This is a genomic window from Arthrobacter sp. TJ-217, from assembly GCF_058269255.1.
In genome coordinates, this window is sequence record NZ_JBZCNJ010000004.1 from 378836 (window position 1) to 401778 (window position 22943).

Here is a 22943-nt window from a genome sequence, read left to right on the forward strand (position 1 = left end):
CGGATGAGTTCCACGGTCACCGTTTCAGTGCAGTCAGAGCCGGGATTAGGGGTTGGGCCGGGTTCCGTACCGTGCGGCGGGATCAAGGTGGAGACCGGACTTAAGCCCGACCGTGATCGGGTCGGCGAGTACCTCTGTTTTGGACTGCTCGATGCCATCCAGAGCTGCGGCGACAACATCGGCGGGGTGGGCCTTTGGCACATCGATCCCGGCTGTCATGTCAGTGTCGACCAGGGCCATATGCAGACCGAGTACCTCGGTGCCTTGCGCGGCCAACTGAACACGCGTGGCATCGGTCAGGCTCCACGCAGCAGCTTTCGACGCCGCGTAGGACGTTGCTCCCGGAGCGCTGAACCACGCGGCCGCTGACAATACGTTAAGCACGGCGCCTCCACCGTTGGCTCCGAGAACCGGAGCGAAGGCCCGTGTCATTTTCAGGGCGCCGAAGAAGTTGATCTCAAACTCCCGCCGGATCACTTCGAGGTCCCCGGCCAGGAGATCGGCCCCCGACGCCACGCCTGCGTTATTGATCAACAGGTCGATATCGACCGCCAGTGCGGCCACTGCCTTGATCTGATCGTCGTCGGTGATATCCAGCTCGAGAACTTCGACACCCTCGACTCCACCATGGAGCTGGATGGAGTCTGTATCGCGGGCGGTCGCGTAAATTTTGCCCGCTCCGCGGGCCTTGAGCTGACGGACGAACTCGGCGCCGATCCCCCTATTGGCGCCCGTGATGAGCACTGTTGAACCCTTGATCTGCATGGAAACACTTCTTTCTGTAGTGGGCGCTAGTAAATCCATACAGAACGTAGCACATTTCCTAGCGGCCACTATATAATGGCTCTATGGCAGGCAGACCGAGAACATTCGACCGTGATGCGGCGCTGATTGTCGCGATGGAGCACTTCTGGCGGAATGGGTACGAGGGAACGACCGTGGCGAAACTGACCGAAGCCATCGGCATCACCCCGCCAAGCCTCTACGCCGCGTTCGGCGACAAGGATCAACTCTTTGAGGCTGCCGCGGCCTGGTACTTCGCCGGCGTGCGTCGGCAGTCCGAAAAAGCTTTGTCCTTGCCGACGCTCCGCGAAAGCCTCACCGAGATGCTTCACCTCAGCGCCTTCTCCCACACCAGCCAAGACACACCTCCGGGCTGTTTCCTCGCGCTCGAACCCCGCCTGGCTGAGCACAGGGAAGTACTCCGGCGTCGCATCGCGGAGCGCGTCGCCCAAGGCATCGACGAGGGCGAAGTCCCCGAAGGGTCTGACCCCGAGCAAATTGCCAACTACATCATGGCTGTTCACAACGGCATGGCAGCACGCGCGCGCGATGGAGGAACCACCACCGAACTGCTCGCAATCGCCGACATGGGACTCAGCGCCCTCCCTGCCGCTGAACACAAACAAGAGCACGCCTAAGACAGGTATTGGAGCGGCGCCGCTCCGCAGCCGTCGGTTCACGAGGTTGCACACCCGTGCTGAGCTTCACATGTTGGTGATGAGGCGGTGTGCAACCGGCTGAGTGGATCCTGTTGTCCCCGTGGGCGTGAGAAAGCCCATTGGAGAAGGATCCTGTGCAGCGCGCCTCGGGGCGAGGGCCGGACCCGCATCCTGGGCCCCTCCACCCTGTGATGCCGGTGCTCGGGTGGCGTGCCGGCAGTAATTGTCGCCCGCGGCAGGCCTGCCGGCAACGCCGAAGCATCTGAAGTTTGACTCGGTGGTAAGAACATGGTTTCTACTCGAATTCGTGCACGCGTGGTGGACGCCACAAGCTTCCCCCACACGGCCTCCCCCAGTGGAGTGGAGTCGTGGCGCTGACCGTCCTGGTCGTTGGCGTCCGCCTGAATGTCCCGCAGTTATTGCAACCGGTACTGGCGGTGCCTCCTCTGACGGAACGCTTCGACGCTTACGCACCTCCCATCCCGCTACCTCTCCGGCCAAGCATTCCGCTTGGAATTGCGGCCGCGTTGGGAAGCATCGGCCGCGTGCTCCGACGCGAAACCACTGGTTGCTCGAGGGACTGGCGAGTCGACCGGTGCCCATCAATAAATCCCATATGAAGGAACTAACATGACGAATCGGTTCGATCAGACTGCACGGGATTCCGGAGGTGAGGAGCAGGGGCATCAAACGCTGGTCACGGTGCGCCCCACTCCGCTAAAGGAAAGGTCTCTGGCGCCCGACCTCGCACGTGGCGTCATGCTGCTGCTCATCGCCCTGGCACACGCCCCCTACTTCCTCTACACCGCGCCCATCGGGACCATAGGCATCCACCCCGTCATCGGTAACCTGGCGGATCGCCTCGCCCAGGGGTTCACCCTGATGGCGGTCGATGCCCGCGTCTACACCATGTTCGGATTTCTGTTCGCCTACGGGATCGGGCAGATGTATGCCCGCCAGACCGCCAAAGGCACCAGCCCCGCCGATGCCAGGCGCCTCCTGCGCCGGCGCCACTGGTGGATGATAGCCTTCGGCGCCGTGCACGCGGCCCTGCTGTGGCAAGGAGACATCATCGGGTCGTACGGCCTGATCGGGCTGATCATGGTTCCGCTGTTCTTCAACCGAACGGACCGCACCTTGAAGATCTGGATCGGCGTGCTGCTGGCACTCACCGCCGTCTTGGGGCTCGTGGGCGCGCTGGCGTCCACGGTCACCACCGGGCAGCCAGCAACCAATCCCCAAGACGTGCAGCTTCTCAGCATCGCTGAACCGAACTACCTGATCTCGGTGCTCGAACGGTTCCCCGCCTGGATCGCCGTCCTGATTGGCAGCCTTGCGGGCGTTTCGCTGCCGGCGGCGTTCCTTATGGGCGTGCTTGCCTCACGGCATCGGATCCTGGACAACCCCGGTGAACACCTTGTGCTCCTGCGGCGGCTGGCCGTAGGAGGCATCGCCGCCGGCTGGGCGACGGGCGCCGCCCTGGCGCTTCAGCACACCGGCGTCATCGATATCGCCCCCGACGCCGTCGTCCTACACATCAGCCTCTTTGCAGGAACCTTCACCGGCATCGGCTACGCCGCACTGTTCGGCCTCATCGCGCACCGCGTGTCCCGGAGGTCCGCACCAGCCAGCGGCCCCGTCCGCTGGGTCTCCGCCCTTGGCCGGCGCTCCATGAGCGGATACCTCGTCCAATCCCTCGCATGGGGTCCGGTACTCGCTGCTTGGGGACTAGGCCTCGGCGCCCAGCTCTCCAGCTGGTCCGTCCTCGCCTACGCCGTCGCGGTCTGGGCGGCCACCGTTGTCCTCGCCGTTGCCATGGAGCGCCGCGGCCTGCACGGACCAGCCGAGCTGGCACTGCGCAAACTCACCTACAAGGGGTGAGGTGCTCCCCACCGAGATCCGAGGAATTGGAACAGGTTTCGCAGCCGCCGTCAGCTGGGTCGGAGCAAGTATCGGCACCTTCCTGCTGCCCATGTCGATTGAGAGGCTCGGGGCCGGTCCCACCGTGCTGATCGCCGCCGCAGTCGCCGTTGCCGGTGCCGACCTGTCCCAGTGGCTCGCACCGGAAACCAAGGGCAAAACCCTCACCGAAGCAGCCGCCGGGTATGCCCACTAACGACGCGCTGCCAAGGACCAATAAAATCGGCGTCGGACCCCCGGTCCGGCGCCGATTGCCTGCTGCGGTAATAATCCGGGGGCACCACATGGCGCTCGGACACCGCCCCGGTCAGGACCACCAAACCTCTCCGGGACGCCCATTCGTTCGTCTTAAGGCGAGCTGCCGACCACAGCAAATGCTGACGACCGTACCGATCACGGCGCCTCCCCCCTCTCCAGCAACTTCGGAGGAGTATCTTCAAACACACAGCACCAACGATGACCGCAAAGATCTGACAAACTATCGATGAGGAGTTGAACAGCATGCAGCAACTCGCGCACCGGCTCGACCGTCTAGGCACCGAAACTGCCTTCAGCGTCGCCCAGGCCGCGGCTCTCTGGAAGGCTGAGGGGAACACCGTGTATCCCTTCCACCTCGGTGACATCAACATCCCGACGGCTCCCCATATCGTGGAAGCGATGAATCGGGCTATCAAAGACGGTTACACAGGCTATTGCCCGGGCCCCGGCATTCCACAGCTGCGCGAGGCCCTCGCCGATGATGTCGGTGCTCGTCGGGGTATCAAGTTCTCCCCTGACAACGTCGTGGTGATGACCGGCGGCAAACCTGTCATCACCAAGTTCCTGCAGGCCGTCATGAACCCGGGTCAGGAAGTGCTCTACCCGAACCCCGGTTTCCCAATTTATGAATCCCAGATCGAGTATCTGGGAGGCACAGCGACGCCGTACCGGTACCTGCCCACGAGTGAGGGCTTCGCCATCGATCTCGACCAGGTCAGAGCATCGATCACCCCAAACACCGTGGCCATCATCTACAACGACCTGCAGAACCCCATCTCAGCTGAATCCTCGGATTCTGAGCGGGAGGCAATCGCGCGCCTCGCTCAGGAGCACGACCTTTGGGTGCTTTCCGATGAGGCGTACTTCGAGACGCGCTACGAGGGTGTTTCGAGCTCGATCGCGTCGCTCCCCGGCATGCTGGAGCGTACCGTCATCCTCTATACCTTCAGCAAGAAATTCGCCATGACCGGATCCCGTTTGGGCTGCGCCGTCGCCCCGATCGAAATTGCCGGAATCCTCAGCACCCTCAACACCAACGATGAATCGTGCACGACGCACTACGTGCAGTGGGCCGGCATCGAGGCGCTCCGCGGCACCCAGGAACCGGTACAGCAGTTGCTCGATATCTTGCGTCAGCGTCGGGATACCACGTGTGAACTTGTGAATGGCATTCCCGGCATGCACGTTGCCGTTCCGCAGTCGACGTTCTACCTCTTCCCTGACGTCACCGACGTCATGGAGCGCATGGGGTACGCTGCAGTGGGCGAGTTCGCTTCCGCAGCCCTGCATTCGACAGGTGTTTCCTTCTGTACACGGGAGCACTTCGGTCGCCGTCAACGCGGGGAGGACCGGCAATACATCCGGTTGGCGTACTCGGGCATCGACGTCGCTGACATCAGGGACGGTCTCGGCCGCCTGCGCACATGGATCGGGACCGCATGAGTCGGATCGTCGTCACGGGTCACATACCCGAAGTCGCACTCGAAAAGCTGCGGGTTGAGCATGAAGTTGATGCATGGACGGCCTCTGAGTCAATTAGCCGGGAAGAACTCCTGATTCGGGTGGTGGGGGCTGACGCCGTGGTGAGTCTGCTTACTGAACGCATCGACGCAGAGCTTCTCGACGCCGCTGGACCGCAACTCAAGGTCGTTGCGAACGTCGCCGTGGGCTACGACAATATCGATGTGCCCGCCTGCACCGGTCGAGGAGTTATAGCGACCAACACCCCCGGCGTCCTCACGGAAGCCACTGCCGACATTGCGCTTGGCCTGATCCTCTCTGCAACCCGCCGGCTAGGCGAGGGCGAACGGCTCCTCCGCTCCGGTCAGGACTGGAAATGGGGTATGTTCTTCCTGCTCGGCAGCGGCCTGCAAGGGAAAACCCTCGGCATCATCGGCATGGGCGGTATTGGTCAGGCGACCGCACGCCGGGCCAAAGCCTTCGGCATGGACATTTTCTACCAATCACGCAGTGCAATCACCTCCGAAGTCGGTGCCGAACTGGGCGCCCGACGAGTCGGGTTCGATGAGTTGCTGGCGACCTCCGACATCGTCTCCCTTCACTGTCCCTATGGGCCGGCTACCCACCATCTCATCGGGGCCGATCAACTGACAGAAATGAGGGATTCGGCTTACCTCATTAATACCGCGCGCGGGCCGATCGTTGACGAAGCAGCTCTCGTCGCCGCCCTGCAGGAAGGACACATTGCAGGGGCAGGCCTCGACGTCTTCGAACACGAACCAGCTGTTCATCCCGGACTACTCAAGCTGGACAACGTGGTACTCGTGCCTCACCTCGGTTCAGCCACCATCGAAACACGAACGGCGATGGCCATACTCGCCGCCAATAACGCCATCGCCGTGCTGAGCGAGCAAAAGCCCTTCACGCCCATCAACTAGCGAAAGACCCCCTGGACGAGAAGATGCCGTCATCGTCCTCGAAATCGCCGACCACCTACCTATGACAGGTAGGAGTCATGACTGTGCACCTGCCGACATGTGGGACCACTTCGCCGAACGTCGGTAGGTCGATTTGGCAACCGATGACTTGACCGGCCGGGCTTTGCATTCATGGCTCCACTCCGGCGAGGCGGGCAAGGCCACCGGGAGTTGTCACTCCGCTCGGCCAGCGCCTGAGGATCCGATAATTGAGTGGTTTCGTTGGTCCTACGGGATGCGGGCACTGCTCTGCCGTGCGACCAGTTCAGGCGTGAATATGAGCTGCCGAACCTCGGCGAGGTGCGCCGCAAGCACTATGCCGGAATGATCCGCTTCGCCGTGCACAGCGAGATCAAGCACTACTCGAACACCCAGCACGTCCTGAGCCCGGACAACGACTACGAGCTCATCATCGACGGCGTGACTACGACACCGAGGACAACATGGCCTCCCTTAGCCAGGACGAGAACCGCGAGCAGTGGGAGCGCCTGGCGAACACCGCGTGCCTGCTGGCCGCCAACGAGAACATCCACGCTTAGCACCGGGACCGCGAAGCCGCCCGAGATCTGCACAAGAGGGGCCGTCCGCGCCGGACGGCCCCTCTGTCGTTTCTGTGTCCTGCAGCCTCACTCTTCGAGGTGGAACTTCACCCGGTAGCGCAGGAACCGGACGTTGGGTGCTTTTCACCACGGCGGCGCGGTCGACCGAGCGGGCATGAAACCGCCAAGCCATCCATACCTGCCCTCCCCCTGGTTCAGGTAGGCCTTGTTGAGGAGATCCCCGCGACGCGGACGAGTCATCGTCGGAATCACGGAAGTAGCTGGAGTAGACACGGCGCCCGCTGTAGACGTGTACGCCAGACAGCTCCCCTCCTGCTCGGTAGGTGAGAAGTAGGGGCCAGGACCCCGTGATTCCCGTGACACGACCCCGTTCCAGATATCTTCAACCGGCAGTTCTTGACCGGTCGTTCTTGAACGGTTATTCTTTAACCATGGGACGCCCGCGAGAGTTTGATATCGGGTCCGCCATTGCCGCGGCGGCGAGGTTGTTCGCCGCCGAGGGATATGAGGGCTGTTCAATGGATCGGCTGGTGCAGGCCACTGGTGTGCATCGAGCGAGTTTGTACGCGGCCTTTGGCAGCAAGCGCGGCATTTTTGTCGAGTGCCTGCGTACATCCATGGCTGATGTCGAGGGCCAGTGCGGACTCTTGCTGGTTGCACTGGTAGAACTGGCGGCACGAGACAAAGAAGTACGTGCTCTCTGCGCCCAGACCACCGGGGCGTGGGGCGATGACGCGGCCCTGGAGCTTGGAACGCGATTGCTGGTGCGAGCCGGCCTGAACGGAGGAACCTCATGAATAAGGTCTCAATCGACGACATCCGCAAGGTCCTTGTAGTAGAACCACGGGGACTCGATAAGGTCTGGGGCTTCGTTCGGCGTATCGAAGTGCCCTTCGATCAGGTACGTGGAGCGACACATGACCCGGGAATCACAGAGGAATACAAGGGAGTGCGTAGCCCTGGCTTGGGTATACCCGGCCGTAAATGGGTCGGCACCTGGCGTAAGGACGGCCAGCGACACTACTGGAACGTCGCCGGCGGGAGAACCGCCATCGTTATCCAAACAACATCTCCTCGCTTTCAGCGCCTCTTCCTCAGCGTTGAGAATCCGCGGGTGGTTGTGGACCTCATCAACGCGGCGGCGGCCCGGTGATTGGTGGTTGTGGGACTGAGCGGGTGACGGATTCTTTTGATGTGTCGTGGCAGCTCGATGGCATCACCATGGAGGGAACGGTCGTCCGGCCTGACGGTGACGGGCCGTTTCCGGCGGTGATTTTGGTGGCAGGGTCCGGGCCAACTGACCGGGATTGGTGTTCACCGATGGTTCCCGGCAGCCATGGCAGCGGGCGGCTCATCGCGGAGGCACTCGCCCAGGCAGGCATTGCCTCTCTGCGCTACGACAAGCGGGCCTCCGGTCCCCATGCAGTGGAAAACGTCACGAAGCTTCTCGGGAAGATCAGCATGCAGTCTCACCTGGATGAACTGGTCGCGGCCGTTCAGGTGCTAACCGGGCTGGACATGATCGATTCCTCACGCATCGTCGGGCTGGGCCATAGCGAGGGGACGCTCCACGTACTCCGTTACGCCACCGGCACCCAGCTAGTCCCCTTCGCCGGGCTTGTGCTCGCCGCGCCCCCAGGCCGCCCGATAGGACGAGTCCTGCTATCTCAACTGGCTCATCAACTCGCCCAGATCCCCGGCAACGACGAGTTCCTTCCCATGATCGAGGAAGCTGCCGCGCGCTACGCTTCCGGAGAGCCGATGAATCCCGACCCCGCTTTGCCGGGCAGCATCAAGACGCTCCTCGGCGGCTTCGAGGCCCCGGTAAACCTGCCCTTCGCGCGCGAGCTGTTGGTCGAGTCAGCATGCGGCCCTTTGAGCAGGGTACGGATTCCCACGCTGGTTCTCATCGGCGGGCACGACATCCAGGTCGATGTCCATGCGGACGGTGAACCGCTCCAGGAAGCCGCCGCGTCCATGCCAAATGTGACCTTCGCATTCCCACCAAACGCGAATCACGTATTCAAAAGAGACACCCGTGACCAAGCCGACGTCACCGCCTCACCATTGAGCGGATACAACGAAGCCGGATCGCCACTGGACCCCGAGAGCATGGAGGGCATTCTCACCTGGCTTGGGAAGACATTCGACCGCACAGTCCTCTCCGTCTGACCCCAGCGCTGCTCCCGGTCCGATAGTCGCACCACCGGCACACCTACGCAAAGTAGCGTGAGCCTGCCCCGATGTTGCATCAGGTGTACTTGACGCAACACTCCCCCGCGACCACCTAACGCACGTATGAGGTGCAAATTTCCGGTCGCCTACGGGTGGGCTCCGTAGTGGACTTCGGAAAGCCGACATTCCAGAGGGCGGTCGGGAAAGGTCCGTGACGGCTTATGCCTGGAGGTCAGCGGCGATGATTGCCTTGTTCGTGAGGGTGGGCATCAATCCCAGCAGTGCCAGGGTCAGCATTCCCATAATGGCGAACATGGCCTGCAGGCCAAGCCACTGGGCCAGCAGGCCGGCGGCGGCAGCTCCGAGCGGCATGGTGCCCCAGGCCAGCAGGCGGTAGGCGCTGTTGACTCTCCCGAGCAGGCGGTTGGGCGTGATGCGTTGGCGCAGGGACACGGTGATGACGTTCCACAGCACGATCAGCATGCCTCCTACGAAGAAGACTGGTCCAAGGACATAGGGGTTGTCCGTGATGGCGGGCGCACCGACGAACAAGGCGACCCCAAAGATTGTCAGCGTCAGCGATGCCGACCTGCCGAGCCTGGCCTCCACCCGTTCGGCGATGAACGAGCCGGCGAACGCGCCCAGGGCCGAGGTGGTCAAGAGCAGGCCGAAGCCCGTTGTGGACAGCCCCATCGGTGAAGCCGGGCCGACGGCGAACAGCACCAGGACAGCGAAGGCGGCGCTGGAGGCGAAGTTGAACACTCCGGTCATCACCGCGAGGGTGCGAAGGATCCTGTGGTTCAGAAGGAACCGCAGCCCTTCGCCGATGTCGAACCGCAGTGTCGTCCTTTGCTCACGATCTGTGCGGAAAGATCCCCGGATCAGGAGCAGGCCACCGGCGGCCACAAGCCACAGTGCCGCCGGCACGGCGAAACCGGCAACGACGCCGAGTGCCACCAGCAGCCCGCCCAGTGGTGGCCCAATGAACTGGTTGGCGATGAGCTCGACCCCGTAGAGCCGGCCGTTGGCGCGCGAGAGCTGATCCCTGTGCACCACCTGGGGCATGATCGACTGGGCGGAGGTGTCATAGAGCGTTTCGGCCACACCCACCATCAGCGCGACAACGTAAAGGGCCCAGAGGGACCCCCCATCGAGCAAAATGGCGCCCACCAGCAGGGCCGGGACCAAGGCGCGGCCAAGGTTGGCCCACACCATGAGCCTGCGCCGGTCCAGCCGGTCGGCCAGCGCTCCGGCGGTCAGGGTGAACAGAAGCCAGGGAAGTGTCGCTGCGACACTGAGCCCGGCAATCAGGACAGGCGACTGGGTGAGCTGGATGGCCAGCAGCGGCAGCGCGATCTTGAAGACTCCGTCGGCGAGGTTGGACAGCCCCGAGGATGTCCACAGCTTCCAGTAGGAGGCGCCCAGCGGCGCCCGCCCCGTCTTGTCCGCCTGCGCTGCATGAGAACTCATGCATGGACCATTCCACACCGATTGATAAAGTTCAAGGTGATAGATTCCAGTACATCGGATTGTAGGATGGGCCCATGACCGACACAGCACCGGCAGAAACGGACGGGCAGGCGAACCGCATAAGGAAGCCGGCCGCAACGGCCCGGGAAATCAAGGCGCTGGCCCATCCGCTGCGCCTGAGAATCCTGCGCCTGTGCGGGCGTCACGAACTGACCAACAAGCAGCTTGCCGACCGACTGGGCCAGGATCCTGGAACAATGCTCTATCACGTCCGGCAACTGCTCTCGACCGGGTTCCTCGAACCAGCCGAGGTCCGCACCGGAAGCAGCGGCGCACTTGAAAAGCCGTACCGATCCACGGGGCGGTCCTGGAATCTGGATACCGCCCTGGGTGACGCCGGTCCGGACGGGCCCCTGGCACCGGTCGAGGCGTTCCGGGAAGAACTGACCGAAGCGGGGCCGGACGCACTCACGAGCCTCTCGCGCTTTGTCCTGCACCTCTCCGCAGAGGACGCCGAGGACCTCATCACCCGGGTCCACGCCGTGCTGAGCGAATACACCGACAGCGACAAGCAACGATCCGACCGGCCCGCATACGGTGGGATCTTCGTCCTTCACCGGACACCGGACTAGGCTGTCGATCCCCTCAAGGACGAAACCGCGGAACTATCCGGCTCAAGGTGTGGCGGTGAAGGATCCTCTCGCGCACCCACTCCTCTACTCGGAATGCCGTGACCGTGAACCGCTCGCCATCGACAGGCGCGGGTACTGACAGTGGTCCTCACCGCGCAGACAACCAACGATTCGATGCTCTCTGAGCTCAACCATTGGCTCACATATCGCCAGAGACGGTCGGCGCTAAACGCAATTTCACCCGGCGCCGGACTACCAGGTCCCTTCCTGATACCCGCACAGAGAGGTGTCATTCGGGTTCGTCGGCCGGTCCTCCGACCGGACGCTATGGTCCTCATGCTTGTTTGCGTAGGTGCGTGGGTGGTTCATCTCAGCACGGCGGCGGATCGATCCCATGACCAGCAGCGCTCCCCCAGGCACGAGCAGGACGGCCGCTGCACCCAGCAGGACCAAGGCCTGCGACAAATCCCCGCCCGCTGTCCCATAGGTCGCGGTGTTGTACCGGTCGATGCCGGGCAGAAAGACCAGCACACCGGCGATGATCGCCGCCGCACCGGCAGCCGTCTGCCATGCCGCGGGCCTCATTCTTCGACCAACCACGGTATACCTCCCCTAAGCTGTGCTGCGGCTTCGACGTGGGGCAGCACCGGAAACCCATACCCGACGGCCGTGTCGGCTGCACCCGATCCTACGCCCGGGTCACCGAGCCCGCCCCGGAATCCACAGCATCGATATAGGCCCGAACCGTGCACCTCTATTCGTCGCTGAGCTAAGGACGATTCACCATCACCCCCGCGAGAAACACCCCGCTGCCGCGTTAGACCCGCCAGCAAGAGCGCCCGCTGAGGACTCCACATGCGCGCGCTCCTCAACCCTGGTCGAATGCAAGACTCCCTATCTAAATTCAGGGGTACGATCGCGGGCATGACCGGTTGCTCTGTCCTGCGTTGTACAGAAACTGCATCGAGCTCGTTCGCGTTGGCGCCGTAGTCGGACCGTGAAGTGCCTGTATGCCTGGGGCACAAGATGAACCTCGAGGAAGGCGCCCCCTCGATGACGAACCCGGCCACAACCACGGGAGCGCTGACGGCGACGGCAGGCTCGGTCGAGGTCACGATCCTTATGGGGCCCGATGTTCCTTCCGAGCCGCAGGTCAAAAACTCTCACCACAGTCATACCGCTAACCGGCCGCTCCCCCATGAAGTAGTAGGAAGCCCAAACCGGGCTCCGCGACATAAAGGAGGCACCCCAGCCCCAGAAAACTCCGACCCAGCCACGAGATCCGGCACCCCGGACCGCACACTGCGCCGGATTGTCCACAGCCAGAGAGCAAACGAGCCCCTGACTAGGGGAAACATGTGCCCGAAGTGGACTCAAACCGGACTCCAGGCCCTGGAATTCCGCCGCTCCCCCGAAAACATCCCGAATCCGAACCAGTCCGGCACCGGTACGGCCCAGTCCGCGACCCAGGGTCTGGACCCTGTGCACACCGCGCTTCAGGTCAGCACATGATGCTCAGCGCTTCTGCTCGCTTTCGGAATTGAACTGTAGCCAGTGCCCTTCGGAGATGATTTTCACGGTGCCATCCACGACGGAGATCACCGTTTGGTCGTCGATCGCATAGGCCGGTCCACGAATATCCATGGCCCACCGACGCGCGCTCTCGGACGTGTTCGCGGACCACCCCGGATAATCCAGGTGAGGGAAGATCGAAAACTCCACCACGCCGAGCGCTTCGTCGCCCCCGCGGGGGTTCCAGTCCAGAAATTGCGCGCCGATTCGCGGAGTCATCACCATGCTCCCAGCGCTCACACCGACCCAGACGGTGTCCGTGAGGGACGGCAGCAGATCTGCCAGACCCGATTGCCGCATCCAATGCGCGAGGTAAATTGCCTCTCCCCCATCCACCAGGAGAACATCTGCTTCCAGCACCCAGGGCAGCCAGCGGCTTTTTGCGATGCTTGGCAACGCCGTCAACTCCAAAACGCCCACCGACTTCCAGCCCAGCTCGGGCAAACCCTGCCGGCCGGGCCCGGGGCCGGCCAGTGTCATCCACACCGTCTGCGGTGAGCACATGGGATGTCTCCATTGGGCGGTCGGAATGAATAAGGCCTTGCAGTCCTCGATCGGCTTGCCGAGCATCTCCACCAGCATCCCGCGAATCGACGCATTGGTGACGCCTCCAGATGTCAGCAGTAGCCTCATCGTCGATTCCTTCCCCTCCGAGCACACGGTCCTCGTGGTTCACCGTCCAAAGGTGGACACGGCGATAAAGCCATTCTCATCCCTCTCCCGGATCAACCAGACACCCATGATCGGCCGCTCTCCCCGCCGCGATGGCGTGTTCCCGCTGGAGGATCATCCTTTGTCAGCGCTGGTCGAAAAGTGAGCCGTTTCGCGGATTGAAAGTGAGCCACGTTGATGCTGCTGGTTATTCTGCCGCATCTTCCGGTCGTGTCGAGGGCACGAGTCCGTTTGTGCGTGTATGAGAAACACCCAGCTGCGCCGCTGGCGACCTCATCGATTCGCCCTTGGTCAGATGCAACCGCCGAATAAGCGCCCTATCCGCCACCGTGGCCACCCACCCAATCGTTTACAGCCGTGGCCTGTTAAACCGACGATGTGACCAAGGCCTGTCGGACCTGCCAGCGACCAGACCGTCGCTCGACCGTCAAGGCATTCCCGAGGGGAATGCGCAGCTGCGGCACCGGCACCGGCGCCCCTTGTTGGCGGCCGATCAGATGCAACAGGTCCGCCAGCATCGAGAATTCAGTAGGACTTTCATTGGCCTGGGCCTAGGGCACTATGCCGGTGTTGTCGGCAGCCACATGCCGCGCGCCATGCTGTTTTTCCGCCTCGACTGGCCATGCTCACTGCCCAGCAGAAAACTGGTCGAGGACCGGAACGCCGAGGTGGCGGAGTGGCGTTGCGAATCCCCTGACAGGACTTCTGAGTCGGGGTGGGTCCTGGGCGCTGGCGTGGAGGACCAGTGTGGCCAGTAGTCCGACCTGGTCGAGCTAGCGGCAGCTGAGCAGTGAGAATCCCAGATGGGGCACATCGATCGGAACCACCATTTTGTCACTTGGAGTGAAGCGTATTCTCTCACCGACCAGATAGGCACCTGAGTTCCCGACGACCACGCGGCCGCTTGCATTGAGCAGCGCGGCGTCTCCAGGAATGGCCCGCAGTGCGGGCATGAGAATCTCTTCGAGCTGGCGGATTCGTATGTCGCAGCCGGCCACGCCTGCGAACTTTCCATCGAGTTGGATGGGGGCAGAGTGGGTGAGGATATATTCATCCAGTCCCAGGTAATCGACATATGGTCCCCACACGGTCTGTTCGCCTGTGCGGCCAGCGGCGGCGAAGAACGGCATGTTCTGGTAGTCGTAGAACCGCTCCCCTCCTGGTGTCAGATCGAATTCGAGCTTCTGGACGCTGTCCTGACGTTGAATCCACCACTCGAGGCCGCCTTCGCTGGTCTTGAGGGCCTCGGTGGAGAAAATGACTCCCGCTCCCACCACGAAGCTGTGTGTCTCAAGGAATTCCTTCGCCAAGCTCTCCAGCTTGGCGATGTCGCTTGGGGAGATCCTGAGGGGACTTCGGCGGCCCGACCACAGCGTTGCCGTCCGAGCCGCGAAGTGGTTAACATCGACACCGAGAGCGTTCACCCATGCAGCGATTTCGGCCGCGGCCTGAAGCGCAGGGGTAGAAGTCGTCATGGGCGCTCCTGCTGATAAGTCGGGTATCCGAGGGACAATTTGGCGTCCACGAGGTGGTGGACGTCGTGCCGGATGTGCTGCAACACTAACCGCTGTGCGTCTTCGGGTGCGTCGTTCGCTATGGCGCGGGCCAAGGCGAGATGCTCTGCTGCCACCCGTTCAGGATCGCGGGTCAACGCTACGGGCGCCCACAAAGCCTGAACTGTTTCCGCCTGCAGCCTGATCTCTGCGTTCATCAGCCTCGGAGATTGGGCCAGGACCGCCAGTTCGATATGGAACCTGCTGTCCGCGCGTGCGCGTAATTCCGGTTTGTCCGACATGACGAGGGAGGTTGCAAGTTCGAGGAGCCTGCTTACTTCATGGGGCTCGGCCCGCTCGCAGGCCAGCCGCACAGTCGCAGCGGCAATAGCGGCATGCTCATCCCCGACGTCCCGAATCTCGGCGATTGAAGTGTCCTGGAACCATTTCTTCAGAACATCGGCCGAGGTGAAGGGCTGCTTGACGATGAATGTTCCGCCGTGGCGTCCCCGACGCGTGGTGACAATCCCCTGATCCCGGAGGTCCGCCAGTGCTTCACGGAGAGTAGACGGCGCTACACCGAACATTTCCGAAAGAGCCGTCTCAGGTGGAAGCTGCTCGCCAACCTTCAGCAGGCCCAGTGCAATAGCTTTGGAAATACGATTGACAATCGCTTCAGAGCGCTCCGTCTCAGGCAAGGAGCGATAGACCTGAGCTTGAAATGCGGTATTCGATGCCAAGAGGCGACTCCATGCGTATAGGGACCAGCTCAAATTCTAAACCGGCGCCGAAGGACGGTCCCGCGGCCAGGCCCATCCGTCGTGCCCCGCATCTGGAAAGCACTCCGTCCTGACCTGCTCTGGCTCCGAGTCTAGTTCATTCAAGCGCGCAATCCAATGGAAACATAACTTACAGACCGGGTCGTACGGGCGCTTGGTCGAGTTTTCAACTACTTGCAGCGATTCTGGACCCGGTATTGCCCTTCCAAACCTTTGGAAGTAGGGTTTTACGAACGTGGCCCTAATCACACTCAACCCGAGGGCCCATTCGAAGGAGTCCCATGCGTGGAGAGATCGCGGAGCCGGTGAAAGAGATCGACGGCGACGAAGACGCCCGGCACCTCGCGAGCCTTGGCTATTCGTACGAAAAGCAGTTTGAGCGGGAGATGACGTTCTGGGGCAACGTCTCGTTGGGGTTTACCTACCTGTCGCCGGTAGTGGCCATCTACTCCCTCTTCGCAGCGTCCCTTGGTATTGCGGGGCCTCCGATGTTCTGGTCCCTCGTCATCGTCGGTGTCGGCCAGCTCCTGGTCGCCACAGTCTTCGGTGAGGTTGTGGCGGCATACCCGGTAGCCGGAGGCGTTTATCCCTGGTCGCGCAGGCTCTGGGGACGAAAATGGGGGTGGATGAACGGCTGGGTCTACCTCGTCGCACTCCTGACCACCATCGCCAGCGTCGCCTATGGTGCAGGTCCGTTCCTGAGCACCCTGGTCGGCATGGAAAGCAGCGTGGAAGCCACGATCCTGTGCGGTCTCGTGGTCATAGCACTTGCTACAGTCCTGAACCTTGGTGGAACCAAGGTGCTGAACACTGTTGCGATGATCGGCCTCCTGGCAGAACTCGGCGGCGCGCTGGTAGTGGGAACGTGGCTGCTGATCGCCGCCCGGCAGCACGACCTCGGCGTCCTTTTCCAGTCATTCGGCGCAGGGGAAGGCAGCAGCTATTTCGTAGCCTTCGCCGCCGCCGGGCTGATCGGCATCTTCCAGTACTACGGTTTCGAAGCCTGCGGCGATGTCGCGGAAGAGGTCCCCAACCCCGGCCGCACCATCCCCAAGGCCATGAGGATGACCATCTACATCGGCGGCTTCGCAGCGATGTTCGTCTGCCTGTCCCTGATCCTCGCGGTTCCCGACTTCGCCGCCGTGATCTCCGGCGCCGACACGGACCCGGTGGGCAATGTCCTCCTCTCGGCTTTCGGCCCTGTCGGCTTCAAGGTGGTTCTCGCCATCGTGCTCGTCTCCTTCCTCTCGTGCGTGCTGAGCCTTCAGGCCGCCACCTCACGCCTGGCCTATTCCATGGCCCGCGACGGCATCCTCCCGGCCAGCAAGCTCCTGAGCACCTTCAGTGAAAAACGGCACGTACCCCCATACGCCCTGCTCCTGGCGGGGCTGGTGCCGGCCCTTATCGTCATCGGATCCAAGGTCTCCAGCGACGCCCTGACCGTGATCATCTCCTTCGCTGCCATGGGCATGTACATGGGTTTCCAGATGGTGGTCCTTGCCTCGCTCCGGGCACGCCTGCTCGGCTGGAAGCCCAACGGAGTCTTCCAACTCGGTGTGTGGGGCATCCCGGTCAACATCGCCGCCCTCGTCTGGGGCGTCCTCGGCATGGTCAACATGGCCTGGCCCCGGACGCCGGAAGACGGCTGGTTCGCCAACCACGTCGTACTGATTTCCGCCGTCACCGTCGTCGGAATCGGCCTGATCTACATGGCGTGGAAGAAGCCGCACCTCAAGGGTGACGCTCCCGCGGCCGACGCCGTTCCGGCCCCGGCCGGCAACCGCCCCGTCGACCGCGTTCAAGGATAGGAGGCAAGACCCATGCTGATCACCGGAATCAAGAGCCGTCCCGTGTACGACAAGCTGACTCCCATGGCGAGCGGCCTCAACCACGTCGCTGCCGCACAGGGCAGCGGAGGAGAGCCACTGCTGCGCCTGCTCGGAGAAATGAACCCGGAACAGCTCGCCGCAACAACTGTTCTGTATTCAATCGAGTCCTTCACCGGCCGGAACTATCTGGCGGACATCAAGGGATATCAGGTGCACGATCTCTTCGTATTTCCAAGCAACGCCGAAGCCGTCACCGGACTCGACGCCGTCCTTGCTGCGGCAAAGATGGGGACCCGGCTGTACCTCTCCGGCTCGGAGGGATTCATCGGGACCTCGATGCAGGTGGCCACCTCATACGGCATGAACCGGGACGAAGTGCTGCGCGAGCATGCGGGTTCCTTCGTGCGGCGCGTGTGGTGCGCGCACTGCGGCCACTACTCCGAAAATGTAGCCCGGCGGGTGTTTCGATGCCCCGGCTGCGAACTGAATTTGATCGTTCGCGACCACTACTCCGGAAGGCTGGCAGCCTTCCAAGCAGTGAAAGCAGACAGCGAAGTACCCGGTGAACTGCCGGAGAACGAGGAGTTGGATACATGAGTGAGTCCCAGCACGGAGCCCTGCGGCTCCGGGTCAAACGGATCGAACCAGTGACCCCGGAAATCAGCCGATACACCTTCTGCGCCGCCGACGGGTCCTGGCTCCCTCCTTTTTCAGGCGGCAGCCACATCACGGTCCTGATCCCCGCCGATGGAGACACCAGGCGCAACGCGTACTCACTGATGAGTTCGCCTTACGACACAAGCGAGTACCAGATAGCTGTCCGCAGGGTTGACGACGGCAAGCGCGGTTCGGTGACCATGCACACCAACGTCCGCGAGGGCGATATTCTCCTCGCAGGAATTCCCGCGAACCTTTTCCCGGTGTCAAAACACGCACGGCACCACCTCTTCATCGCAGGGGGCGTGGGCATCACCCCAGTCTTTGCCCAGCTCGAAGAACTAAGCCTCAAGGGAAGCTCGTTCGAACTGCACCTGGCCGTCCGTGGCCCGGAGCATGCTGGGCTCGGCCATGAGCTTCAGGAGCGCTACGGCGAGCGAGTCACTTTGTACGGCCATGACAGCCAATCCCGGCTCGACACCATGGACATCCTGGCAGGACGGCCACTCGGTACGCACGCCTACGTTTGCGGGCCCACGCGAATGATCGATGCCGTAGTCCAGTCCGCCCACACCCTTGGCTGGTCAGACGCGAACATCCACTTCGAAAGGTTCGAGGACCTGGGATCCACAGGCGATCCCTTCTCCGTGACCCTCGCACGCTCCGGAGCAGTTATTGAGGTCTCTCCCGAGCAGTCGCTGCTGGAAGCAGTCGAGGAGGCGGGCCACAAACTCCCCTACCTCTGCAGGGGAGGCGCCTGCGGGGAGTGCGAGACCGAAGTCCTGGAACTTGACGGCACCATCGATCACCGCGACGACTGGCTGTCCGAATCGGACCGGGCAACCTGCAAGACCATCATGCCCTGCGTATCGCGGGCCACCTGCACAAAACTCGTTATCAACGCCTGAGGAAAAATCACGTGACTAAACGATCTGAATCCACCGCATTCAAGGCCAACGAAACATACACCCCTGAAGGTGACTACCAGTTCCGGAACTCGCCGGAGGGCGTCCGACGGCTGCCCTTCCCGTTCCCGGACGACGATTACATGTACTCCATGAACCTGGAACCACACGTTCCGGCAGGAGACGGTGCTCTGCGGGCCGCGTTCGATATTGATGAACACTACGTGTCCGAGTGCGCCCACCGCGCCCAGATGCTGCGGGACATGCCAGACGTCCACTACCTTGCACTGCCGCACATGATGGAAGCGCAATGGGATCTGCTCGAGCTCATCTTCGAGTCCTACAACAGAGATTTCCCCGAACACTTCACTCTTACAAAAAACGGAAACGAGTGGCGGTGGCAGAACCGGCTCCTCGGAATCGACGATACATTCACGTTCGGGGACCCGGCCACCTTGCCGATGGACCCGATGAAGTACGCTACCCGACAAGCACAGGGCGAATTCGTCGTTCTCGAGGAAAAGGACAATACGCTCGTCATTGGTGCGGGCATGACCACCCAGCGGGCCGATTACTCACTGAAGTTCAACCTCGGCATGAGCTTCTTTGAATTCCACGGCCCGGTACCGAAGCTGCACGAAATGGGCATCTTGGACAGGGCTCTGAAGTTCCTGCTCCGCATGAAGCCCGGCCACCCCGTCCGGCGGGTCAACTGGTCCCTCACCGTCAACCCGCGACTCGAGACTTCAGTGGAAACACTCCCGGAATGGGCGCCGGACCGGACGACAGTCACCAGCGAAAACGCAGGAGAAAAAGTGTATTTGCGCATCGAACTGCAGCCACTTCACCGGCTGCCCCGCTCCAACGCCATCGTGTTTCCCGTCCGCACCTACCTCGTCAGCCTCGCTGAACTGGTGGAGTATGCCCCCAACTGGGCCAAACGAATTCACCGCGCCCTCGCTTCCCTGGACCCCGAACTTGTCGATTACAAAGGCTTTCACCGCTACCACCACGCTGCCGTCGAATGGCTTTCGGGCCACGACGACGGTGCACCCCTGGCAACGGGCTACCCCTGGGCCCCCGATGGAATACAGCCCAACGACCACTGACCGACACCCGAAAAAACCCTCGACAATGGGCACAGAAGGATACCCCTCGCAGCCATTGCCAACCGCGTGCTGCACCAGGCCGGCGGAGGGAATGCATGCTGGCGCACACCCCCAGCCGTGGATCGGCATTCATCACGCCGCCGGCCCGACCCGGAGCACGCGCACCGTAAGTAATCGACTTCAGCACCAATCCCTCGCCTTCGATAAACCCGGTCCACGACGTCGTGGCAAGAGACGAAAAGAGCAGCGAAATGAATGTGGAACCCGCAACTCTTACTGCATGGGCCCAAATTGAACTTGGCACCGAAGTCTCACTCACAGTGCCACCTCATGGGAGTCGCCTCGGTCCGCCGTGGAGCAGGCCGGAGCTTCCCACCCCTGAGTGATCGGTACTGACGGTTCATCCGCATGGGACGCACGTCATCGAACGTGCTCCCGGCACGGGCGGAGCGATTCGTGACCGCGGTTCGCTCTCCTAGCGGGAGCTCATAAGAAACCCTTCGTCTCAGCCTCACCAGCCCGTGCCAGCCGTAGCGGCCGGGATTCGACCGTGGTGCGACCGACGCGCGTCCTGCGTCGCGGAGGTGCCATATGCAGGGGACGGCTGATTGAGAAACGCCGGGAGCGGCCCACAGCGGCAGTCTCCATCCGCGCTTGTCCTATTGGGTATACCTGTCGAGTCGGTGCGGGTCGACGAAGAGTTCCTCATCCCATGATGCGGTGGTCACCGCGGGTGGCGCGCAGGAACCCGAGCAGGGTGACATTGGGGTCCGCCGCGGTCCGCACGGCCCCGTAGGGCAGCAGGAACTGGCGGAATTCCTCGCTGTAGAACGCCCCTTCAACGCCAATGGGTGCCTCCCGGCAACCCTCCGGATCGGGATGACATGAACCAACGACCAAGTCCACAAAATCACGATGAAACGGTTGGGGCAGAGCGGTCGGAGGATCCGCAGCTGCCGGGCAGGGCTGGCGCTGTGTCGCCTTACCGCGCGCATAGACACCGGATGAAGTGACGATCGAAGAATGTACCCGATGGTCAAGCAGCCGCTATGTCACCCCAGGGACTAGGATAGTTGACATGTCAGAAGTATTCTCAGACCGCGTTCCCGAAGGTTTGGCCGCTGAGAGCGGTCGTCGCTCTCCGACGGCAGATGAACTGCGTGCTTGGCGGGCGTTCATTGAGACATCGGAGGCTGCGAAGCAGTTGGTCGCACTGCGCCTTCAGGAGGAGTCGGGTCTGTCGCCAGGTGATTACGCGGTCATGGTCGCACTGCACGACCAGCCCGGGCACGGCATGCGTTCGTCACAGCTTGCGGAAACCATCAGTTGGGAAAGAAGCCGGCTCTCTCATCATCTTGGCCGTATGGAGCGGCGCGGCCTGATCAGTCGGCAGGCCGCGGCTGATGATCACCGTGGGGCTGAAATTTTGTTGACTGCGGAGGGTGCGCATCTTTACAGAAAAGCATCGTCTCCGCATCTACACGCAATACGCGAGATATTTGTCACCCCTCTTAGTGCCGAGCAGCTGAGCCTCCTCGAAGACGCAATGCGCAGCCTCGCAGCGCACCTTGCGTCCCTGAGGTGACTTGGAATCCAGGAACACTCACGGCACCGTAAAGGGGGCATCACCCGGCTTGGTGATGCCCCCTTAATCACTGTCTGCGCCGGGTGGCTATGCCACCTTCAGCGCCTGCGCGTTCTCTGCCGCCCAGGTGCGGAAGTCCTTTAGGCCAGGAATGAACCGGCGAAGCCATTCCAGGTCTCGGGCGCCGGTGAACTCGGTGTCGAAGTCCCCGTAGTACTGGAACATGTTGCCCATTTCCTCTGCCCCGGGGAAGCCGAGTTCCCGGAAAGCATCGTAGGTCACCGATTGGAAACGGACGGGTTCGCCGAAGGCTTCGGCGAGCTGGCCGGCGTACTCGGCGCCGGTGAGGTGATCCCCTGCGAGGCTGAGGGTCTTACCGATGTACTCCCCGTCGGCGGCGAAGATAGAGAACGCAGCGCGGCCGATATCCGCAACGTCAACCCCCGAAAGGAGCCGGCCTTCTTCGAGGGGAAGCGATAGCGTGAGGACGCCGTCGTCACCCCGGCGGGGCGCCAGAGCCTCGATGAAGTTCTGGAAGTAGAAGGTGGTGTTCAGGTACGTGGTCGGCACTCCGGCGTCGGCGAAGAGAGCGTTTCCCTCGCCCTTGGCATCGAAGTGCGGCACGTTGTAATGATCCTGCAGCACCGGCATGCGCGGATCCTCGAGGGGAAGCAGTTTGCGGGTGTCCTCGAGGGTTGACCAGACGACATGCGCCAACTCGGCCGCTGCGGCTGCACGGGCGAGGACGGCCGTCTCGTCAAGTTCCCGGCGTGCGGAACCGTGCGCCCAGAAGTTGGTTACCAGGAACGCCCCGTATGCACCGTTCAGCGCTGCAACGACGCTCTGCTCATCCTCGAAGTCCGCCCGGACAACATCCGCGCCAAGCTGGCGCAGGGCTTCCGCTGATGCAGAACCGGTGTCACGGGTCAGGGCACGAACCGCGAAGCGCTTCTGCGGGTCGGCCAGAAGGGCGCGGACGACGCCACCTCCCTGGGACCCGGTCGCTCCGGCCACTGCAATGATTTTCTGTTCATTCATAATTCGCTACCCATCACTAGATTGTTGAGGTGCTGATCCTGCTAACTACTTGACGTGTCAACCACAATGGCGGACGTTCTATTCCGGACCCTCATCGCGCATCCAGGGTCGCCGGAACGAACCTGGCGGGCCATGTTGCTGGTGTATCGGAATAGCTCCACGGTCCGCCGCGGGCAGGTGTGCCAGGACTCCGACCAGGTGCCCCTGTCCTAGGAATAGGGTGAACCGGTGAGCACGCCTGAGGCAGCGAGGTGCTCGTCGATATAATCGCCAAGACTCGCGATAAAAATGCAGACAAAGCGCGGTATCTGAAGGCGGCCGTGACGCTTGAAGCAATCGCCGCTTTACTGCTAGCTACCGCGGTCAATCGTTTTGCTTGAGGGTTAGCCTCTGGGCTCGGGAGGCCAGG

22 protein-coding genes are annotated in these 22943 nt (G+C 62.3%); 14 read left to right on the forward strand and 8 right to left on the reverse strand.

From position 1 onward, the window contains the following. Positions 1 to 45 precede the first annotated feature (45 nt). Complete coding sequence (locus tag AC4D2R_RS09800; RefSeq protein WP_490939719.1) at positions 46 to 765, reverse strand: SDR family oxidoreductase; 720 nt, start codon at positions 763 to 765, stop codon at positions 46 to 48. An 83-nt stretch (positions 766 to 848) separates the two neighbouring features. Between AC4D2R_RS09800 and AC4D2R_RS09805 the strand changes: the two genes are divergently transcribed. The 8 genes from AC4D2R_RS09805 to AC4D2R_RS09840 all read left to right on the forward strand — a co-directional run bounded on the left by AC4D2R_RS09805 (position 849) and on the right by AC4D2R_RS09840 (position 8790). After that, entirely contained in the window at positions 849 to 1421 is a 573-nt protein-coding gene (locus AC4D2R_RS09805) for a TetR/AcrR family transcriptional regulator (RefSeq protein ID WP_490939721.1), read from the forward strand. Positions 1422 to 2072: 651 nt separating this feature from the next. Next, positions 2073 to 3323 (forward strand): DUF418 domain-containing protein, encoded by a 1251-nt coding sequence (locus AC4D2R_RS09810; protein ID WP_490939723.1) that lies wholly within the window; start codon positions 2073 to 2075, stop codon positions 3321 to 3323. Position 3324: 1 nt separating this feature from the next. Then, complete coding sequence (locus tag AC4D2R_RS09815) at positions 3325 to 3558, forward strand: MFS transporter (protein ID WP_490939725.1); 234 nt, start codon at positions 3325 to 3327, stop codon at positions 3556 to 3558. Between the two features lie 305 nt (positions 3559 to 3863). Further along, the gene (locus tag AC4D2R_RS09820) at positions 3864 to 5063 is read left to right on the forward strand and encodes a pyridoxal phosphate-dependent aminotransferase (protein WP_490939835.1); all 1200 of its coding nucleotides are present in this window, start codon (positions 3864 to 3866) and stop codon (positions 5061 to 5063) included. After that, positions 5060 to 6019 (forward strand): 2-hydroxyacid dehydrogenase, encoded by a 960-nt coding sequence (locus tag AC4D2R_RS09825; RefSeq protein ID WP_490939727.1) that lies wholly within the window; start codon positions 5060 to 5062, stop codon positions 6017 to 6019. Before AC4D2R_RS09820 ends, AC4D2R_RS09825 begins: the two co-directional genes overlap by 4 nt. A gap of 1030 nt (positions 6020 to 7049) precedes the next feature. Further along, complete coding sequence (locus AC4D2R_RS09830) at positions 7050 to 7415, forward strand: TetR/AcrR family transcriptional regulator (protein WP_490939729.1); 366 nt, start codon at positions 7050 to 7052, stop codon at positions 7413 to 7415. Beyond that, positions 7412 to 7771 carry a hypothetical protein gene (locus AC4D2R_RS09835; RefSeq protein ID WP_490939731.1) on the forward strand — a complete coding sequence of 120 codons (360 nt, stop codon included), beginning with the start codon at positions 7412 to 7414 and terminating at the stop codon, positions 7769 to 7771. Before AC4D2R_RS09830 ends, AC4D2R_RS09835 begins: the two co-directional genes overlap by 4 nt. Before the next feature lie 23 nt (positions 7772 to 7794). Then, positions 7795 to 8790: an alpha/beta hydrolase family protein gene (locus AC4D2R_RS09840; protein WP_490939733.1), complete on the forward strand. Its 996-nt coding sequence runs from the start codon at positions 7795 to 7797 to the stop codon at positions 8788 to 8790. Between the two features lie 222 nt (positions 8791 to 9012). On the opposite strand, the gene AC4D2R_RS09845 is transcribed toward AC4D2R_RS09840, so the two are convergent. Continuing rightward, entirely contained in the window at positions 9013 to 10263 is a 1251-nt protein-coding gene (locus tag AC4D2R_RS09845; RefSeq protein WP_490939735.1) for an MFS transporter, read from the reverse strand. Positions 10264 to 10337: 74 nt separating this feature from the next. Between AC4D2R_RS09845 and AC4D2R_RS09850 the strand changes: the two genes are divergently transcribed. Next, complete coding sequence (locus AC4D2R_RS09850) at positions 10338 to 10895, forward strand: ArsR/SmtB family transcription factor (RefSeq protein WP_490939737.1); 558 nt, start codon at positions 10338 to 10340, stop codon at positions 10893 to 10895. Between the two features lie 252 nt (positions 10896 to 11147). Here the strand turns inward: AC4D2R_RS09850 and AC4D2R_RS09855 are convergent, their stop codons facing one another. From AC4D2R_RS09855 to AC4D2R_RS09870, 4 genes are all read right to left on the reverse strand, one after another. Next, positions 11148 to 11480: a hypothetical protein gene (locus AC4D2R_RS09855; RefSeq protein ID WP_490939739.1), complete on the reverse strand. Its 333-nt coding sequence runs from the start codon at positions 11478 to 11480 to the stop codon at positions 11148 to 11150. Positions 11481 to 12410: 930 nt separating this feature from the next. Further along, a complete protein-coding gene (locus tag AC4D2R_RS09860; RefSeq protein ID WP_490939741.1) occupies positions 12411 to 13100 on the reverse strand; it encodes a Type 1 glutamine amidotransferase-like domain-containing protein in 690 nt (229 codons plus the stop codon). Positions 13101 to 13912: 812 nt separating this feature from the next. Then, positions 13913 to 14614 carry a cache domain-containing protein gene (locus tag AC4D2R_RS09865; protein ID WP_490939743.1) on the reverse strand — a complete coding sequence of 234 codons (702 nt, stop codon included), beginning with the start codon at positions 14612 to 14614 and terminating at the stop codon, positions 13913 to 13915. Beyond that, the gene (locus AC4D2R_RS09870) at positions 14611 to 15372 is read right to left on the reverse strand and encodes a FadR/GntR family transcriptional regulator (protein WP_490939745.1); all 762 of its coding nucleotides are present in this window, start codon (positions 15370 to 15372) and stop codon (positions 14611 to 14613) included. Before AC4D2R_RS09870 ends, AC4D2R_RS09865 begins: the two co-directional genes overlap by 4 nt. Before the next feature lie 320 nt (positions 15373 to 15692). On the opposite strand from AC4D2R_RS09870, the gene AC4D2R_RS09875 reads away from it, so the two are divergent. From AC4D2R_RS09875 to AC4D2R_RS09890, 4 genes are read left to right on the forward strand one after another with little or no spacing between them, the layout of a single operon-like run. Then, on the forward strand, positions 15693 to 17219 hold the full coding sequence (locus AC4D2R_RS09875; protein WP_490939747.1) for an APC family permease: 1527 nt from the start codon (positions 15693 to 15695) through the stop codon (positions 17217 to 17219). Positions 17220 to 17231: 12 nt separating this feature from the next. Then, on the forward strand, positions 17232 to 17837 hold the full coding sequence (locus tag AC4D2R_RS09880; protein WP_490939749.1) for a dimethylamine monooxygenase subunit DmmA family protein: 606 nt from the start codon (positions 17232 to 17234) through the stop codon (positions 17835 to 17837). Beyond that, a complete protein-coding gene (locus AC4D2R_RS09885; protein WP_490939751.1) occupies positions 17834 to 18805 on the forward strand; it encodes a PDR/VanB family oxidoreductase in 972 nt (323 codons plus the stop codon). The genes AC4D2R_RS09880 and AC4D2R_RS09885 overlap by 4 nt, the downstream gene beginning before the upstream one ends. Before the next feature lie 11 nt (positions 18806 to 18816). Next, complete coding sequence (locus tag AC4D2R_RS09890) at positions 18817 to 19911, forward strand: heme-dependent oxidative N-demethylase family protein (protein WP_490939753.1); 1095 nt, start codon at positions 18817 to 18819, stop codon at positions 19909 to 19911. A gap of 705 nt (positions 19912 to 20616) precedes the next feature. Here the strand turns inward: AC4D2R_RS09890 and AC4D2R_RS09895 are convergent. Further along, positions 20617 to 20817 (reverse strand): DUF5996 family protein, encoded by a 201-nt coding sequence (locus AC4D2R_RS09895; protein WP_490939755.1) that lies wholly within the window; start codon positions 20815 to 20817, stop codon positions 20617 to 20619. A gap of 172 nt (positions 20818 to 20989) precedes the next feature. Here AC4D2R_RS09895 and AC4D2R_RS09900 point away from each other — a divergent pair, with 172 nt between their 5' ends. After that, positions 20990 to 21496: a MarR family winged helix-turn-helix transcriptional regulator gene (locus AC4D2R_RS09900; RefSeq protein WP_490939757.1), complete on the forward strand. Its 507-nt coding sequence runs from the start codon at positions 20990 to 20992 to the stop codon at positions 21494 to 21496. Positions 21497 to 21583: 87 nt separating this feature from the next. Here the strand turns inward: AC4D2R_RS09900 and AC4D2R_RS09905 are convergent, their stop codons facing one another. Then, the gene (locus tag AC4D2R_RS09905) at positions 21584 to 22534 is read right to left on the reverse strand and encodes an NmrA/HSCARG family protein (RefSeq protein WP_490939759.1); all 951 of its coding nucleotides are present in this window, start codon (positions 22532 to 22534) and stop codon (positions 21584 to 21586) included. Between the last annotated feature and the right edge of the window lie 409 nt (positions 22535 to 22943).

Excerpts from the sequence above, each read along its gene's own strand:
- AC4D2R_RS09800 (WP_490939719.1), bottom strand. The coding sequence starts at position 765 with ATGCAGATCAAGGGTTCAACAGTGCTCATCACGGGCGCCAATAGGGGG.
- AC4D2R_RS09805 (WP_490939721.1), top strand. The coding sequence starts at position 849 with ATGGCAGGCAGACCGAGAACATTCGACCGTGATGCGGCGCTGATTGTC.
- AC4D2R_RS09810 (WP_490939723.1), top strand. The coding sequence starts at position 2,073 with ATGACGAATCGGTTCGATCAGACTGCACGGGATTCCGGAGGTGAGGAG.
- AC4D2R_RS09820 (WP_490939835.1), top strand. The coding sequence starts at position 3,864 with ATGCAGCAACTCGCGCACCGGCTCGACCGTCTAGGCACCGAAACTGCC.
- AC4D2R_RS09825 (WP_490939727.1), top strand. The coding sequence starts at position 5,060 with ATGAGTCGGATCGTCGTCACGGGTCACATACCCGAAGTCGCACTCGAA.
- AC4D2R_RS09830 (WP_490939729.1), top strand. The coding sequence starts at position 7,050 with ATGGGACGCCCGCGAGAGTTTGATATCGGGTCCGCCATTGCCGCGGCG.
- AC4D2R_RS09835 (WP_490939731.1), top strand. The coding sequence starts at position 7,412 with ATGAATAAGGTCTCAATCGACGACATCCGCAAGGTCCTTGTAGTAGAA.
- AC4D2R_RS09845 (WP_490939735.1), bottom strand. The coding sequence starts at position 10,263 with ATGAGTTCTCATGCAGCGCAGGCGGACAAGACGGGGCGGGCGCCGCTG.
- AC4D2R_RS09850 (WP_490939737.1), top strand. The coding sequence starts at position 10,338 with ATGACCGACACAGCACCGGCAGAAACGGACGGGCAGGCGAACCGCATA.
- AC4D2R_RS09855 (WP_490939739.1), bottom strand. The coding sequence starts at position 11,480 with ATGAGGCCCGCGGCATGGCAGACGGCTGCCGGTGCGGCGGCGATCATC.
- AC4D2R_RS09860 (WP_490939741.1), bottom strand. The coding sequence starts at position 13,100 with ATGAGGCTACTGCTGACATCTGGAGGCGTCACCAATGCGTCGATTCGC.
- AC4D2R_RS09865 (WP_490939743.1), bottom strand. The coding sequence starts at position 14,614 with ATGACGACTTCTACCCCTGCGCTTCAGGCCGCGGCCGAAATCGCTGCA.
- AC4D2R_RS09875 (WP_490939747.1), top strand. The coding sequence starts at position 15,693 with ATGCGTGGAGAGATCGCGGAGCCGGTGAAAGAGATCGACGGCGACGAA.
- AC4D2R_RS09880 (WP_490939749.1), top strand. The coding sequence starts at position 17,232 with ATGCTGATCACCGGAATCAAGAGCCGTCCCGTGTACGACAAGCTGACT.
- AC4D2R_RS09885 (WP_490939751.1), top strand. The coding sequence starts at position 17,834 with ATGAGTGAGTCCCAGCACGGAGCCCTGCGGCTCCGGGTCAAACGGATC.
- AC4D2R_RS09900 (WP_490939757.1), top strand. The coding sequence starts at position 20,990 with ATGTCAGAAGTATTCTCAGACCGCGTTCCCGAAGGTTTGGCCGCTGAG.
- AC4D2R_RS09905 (WP_490939759.1), bottom strand. The coding sequence starts at position 22,534 with ATGAATGAACAGAAAATCATTGCAGTGGCCGGAGCGACCGGGTCCCAG.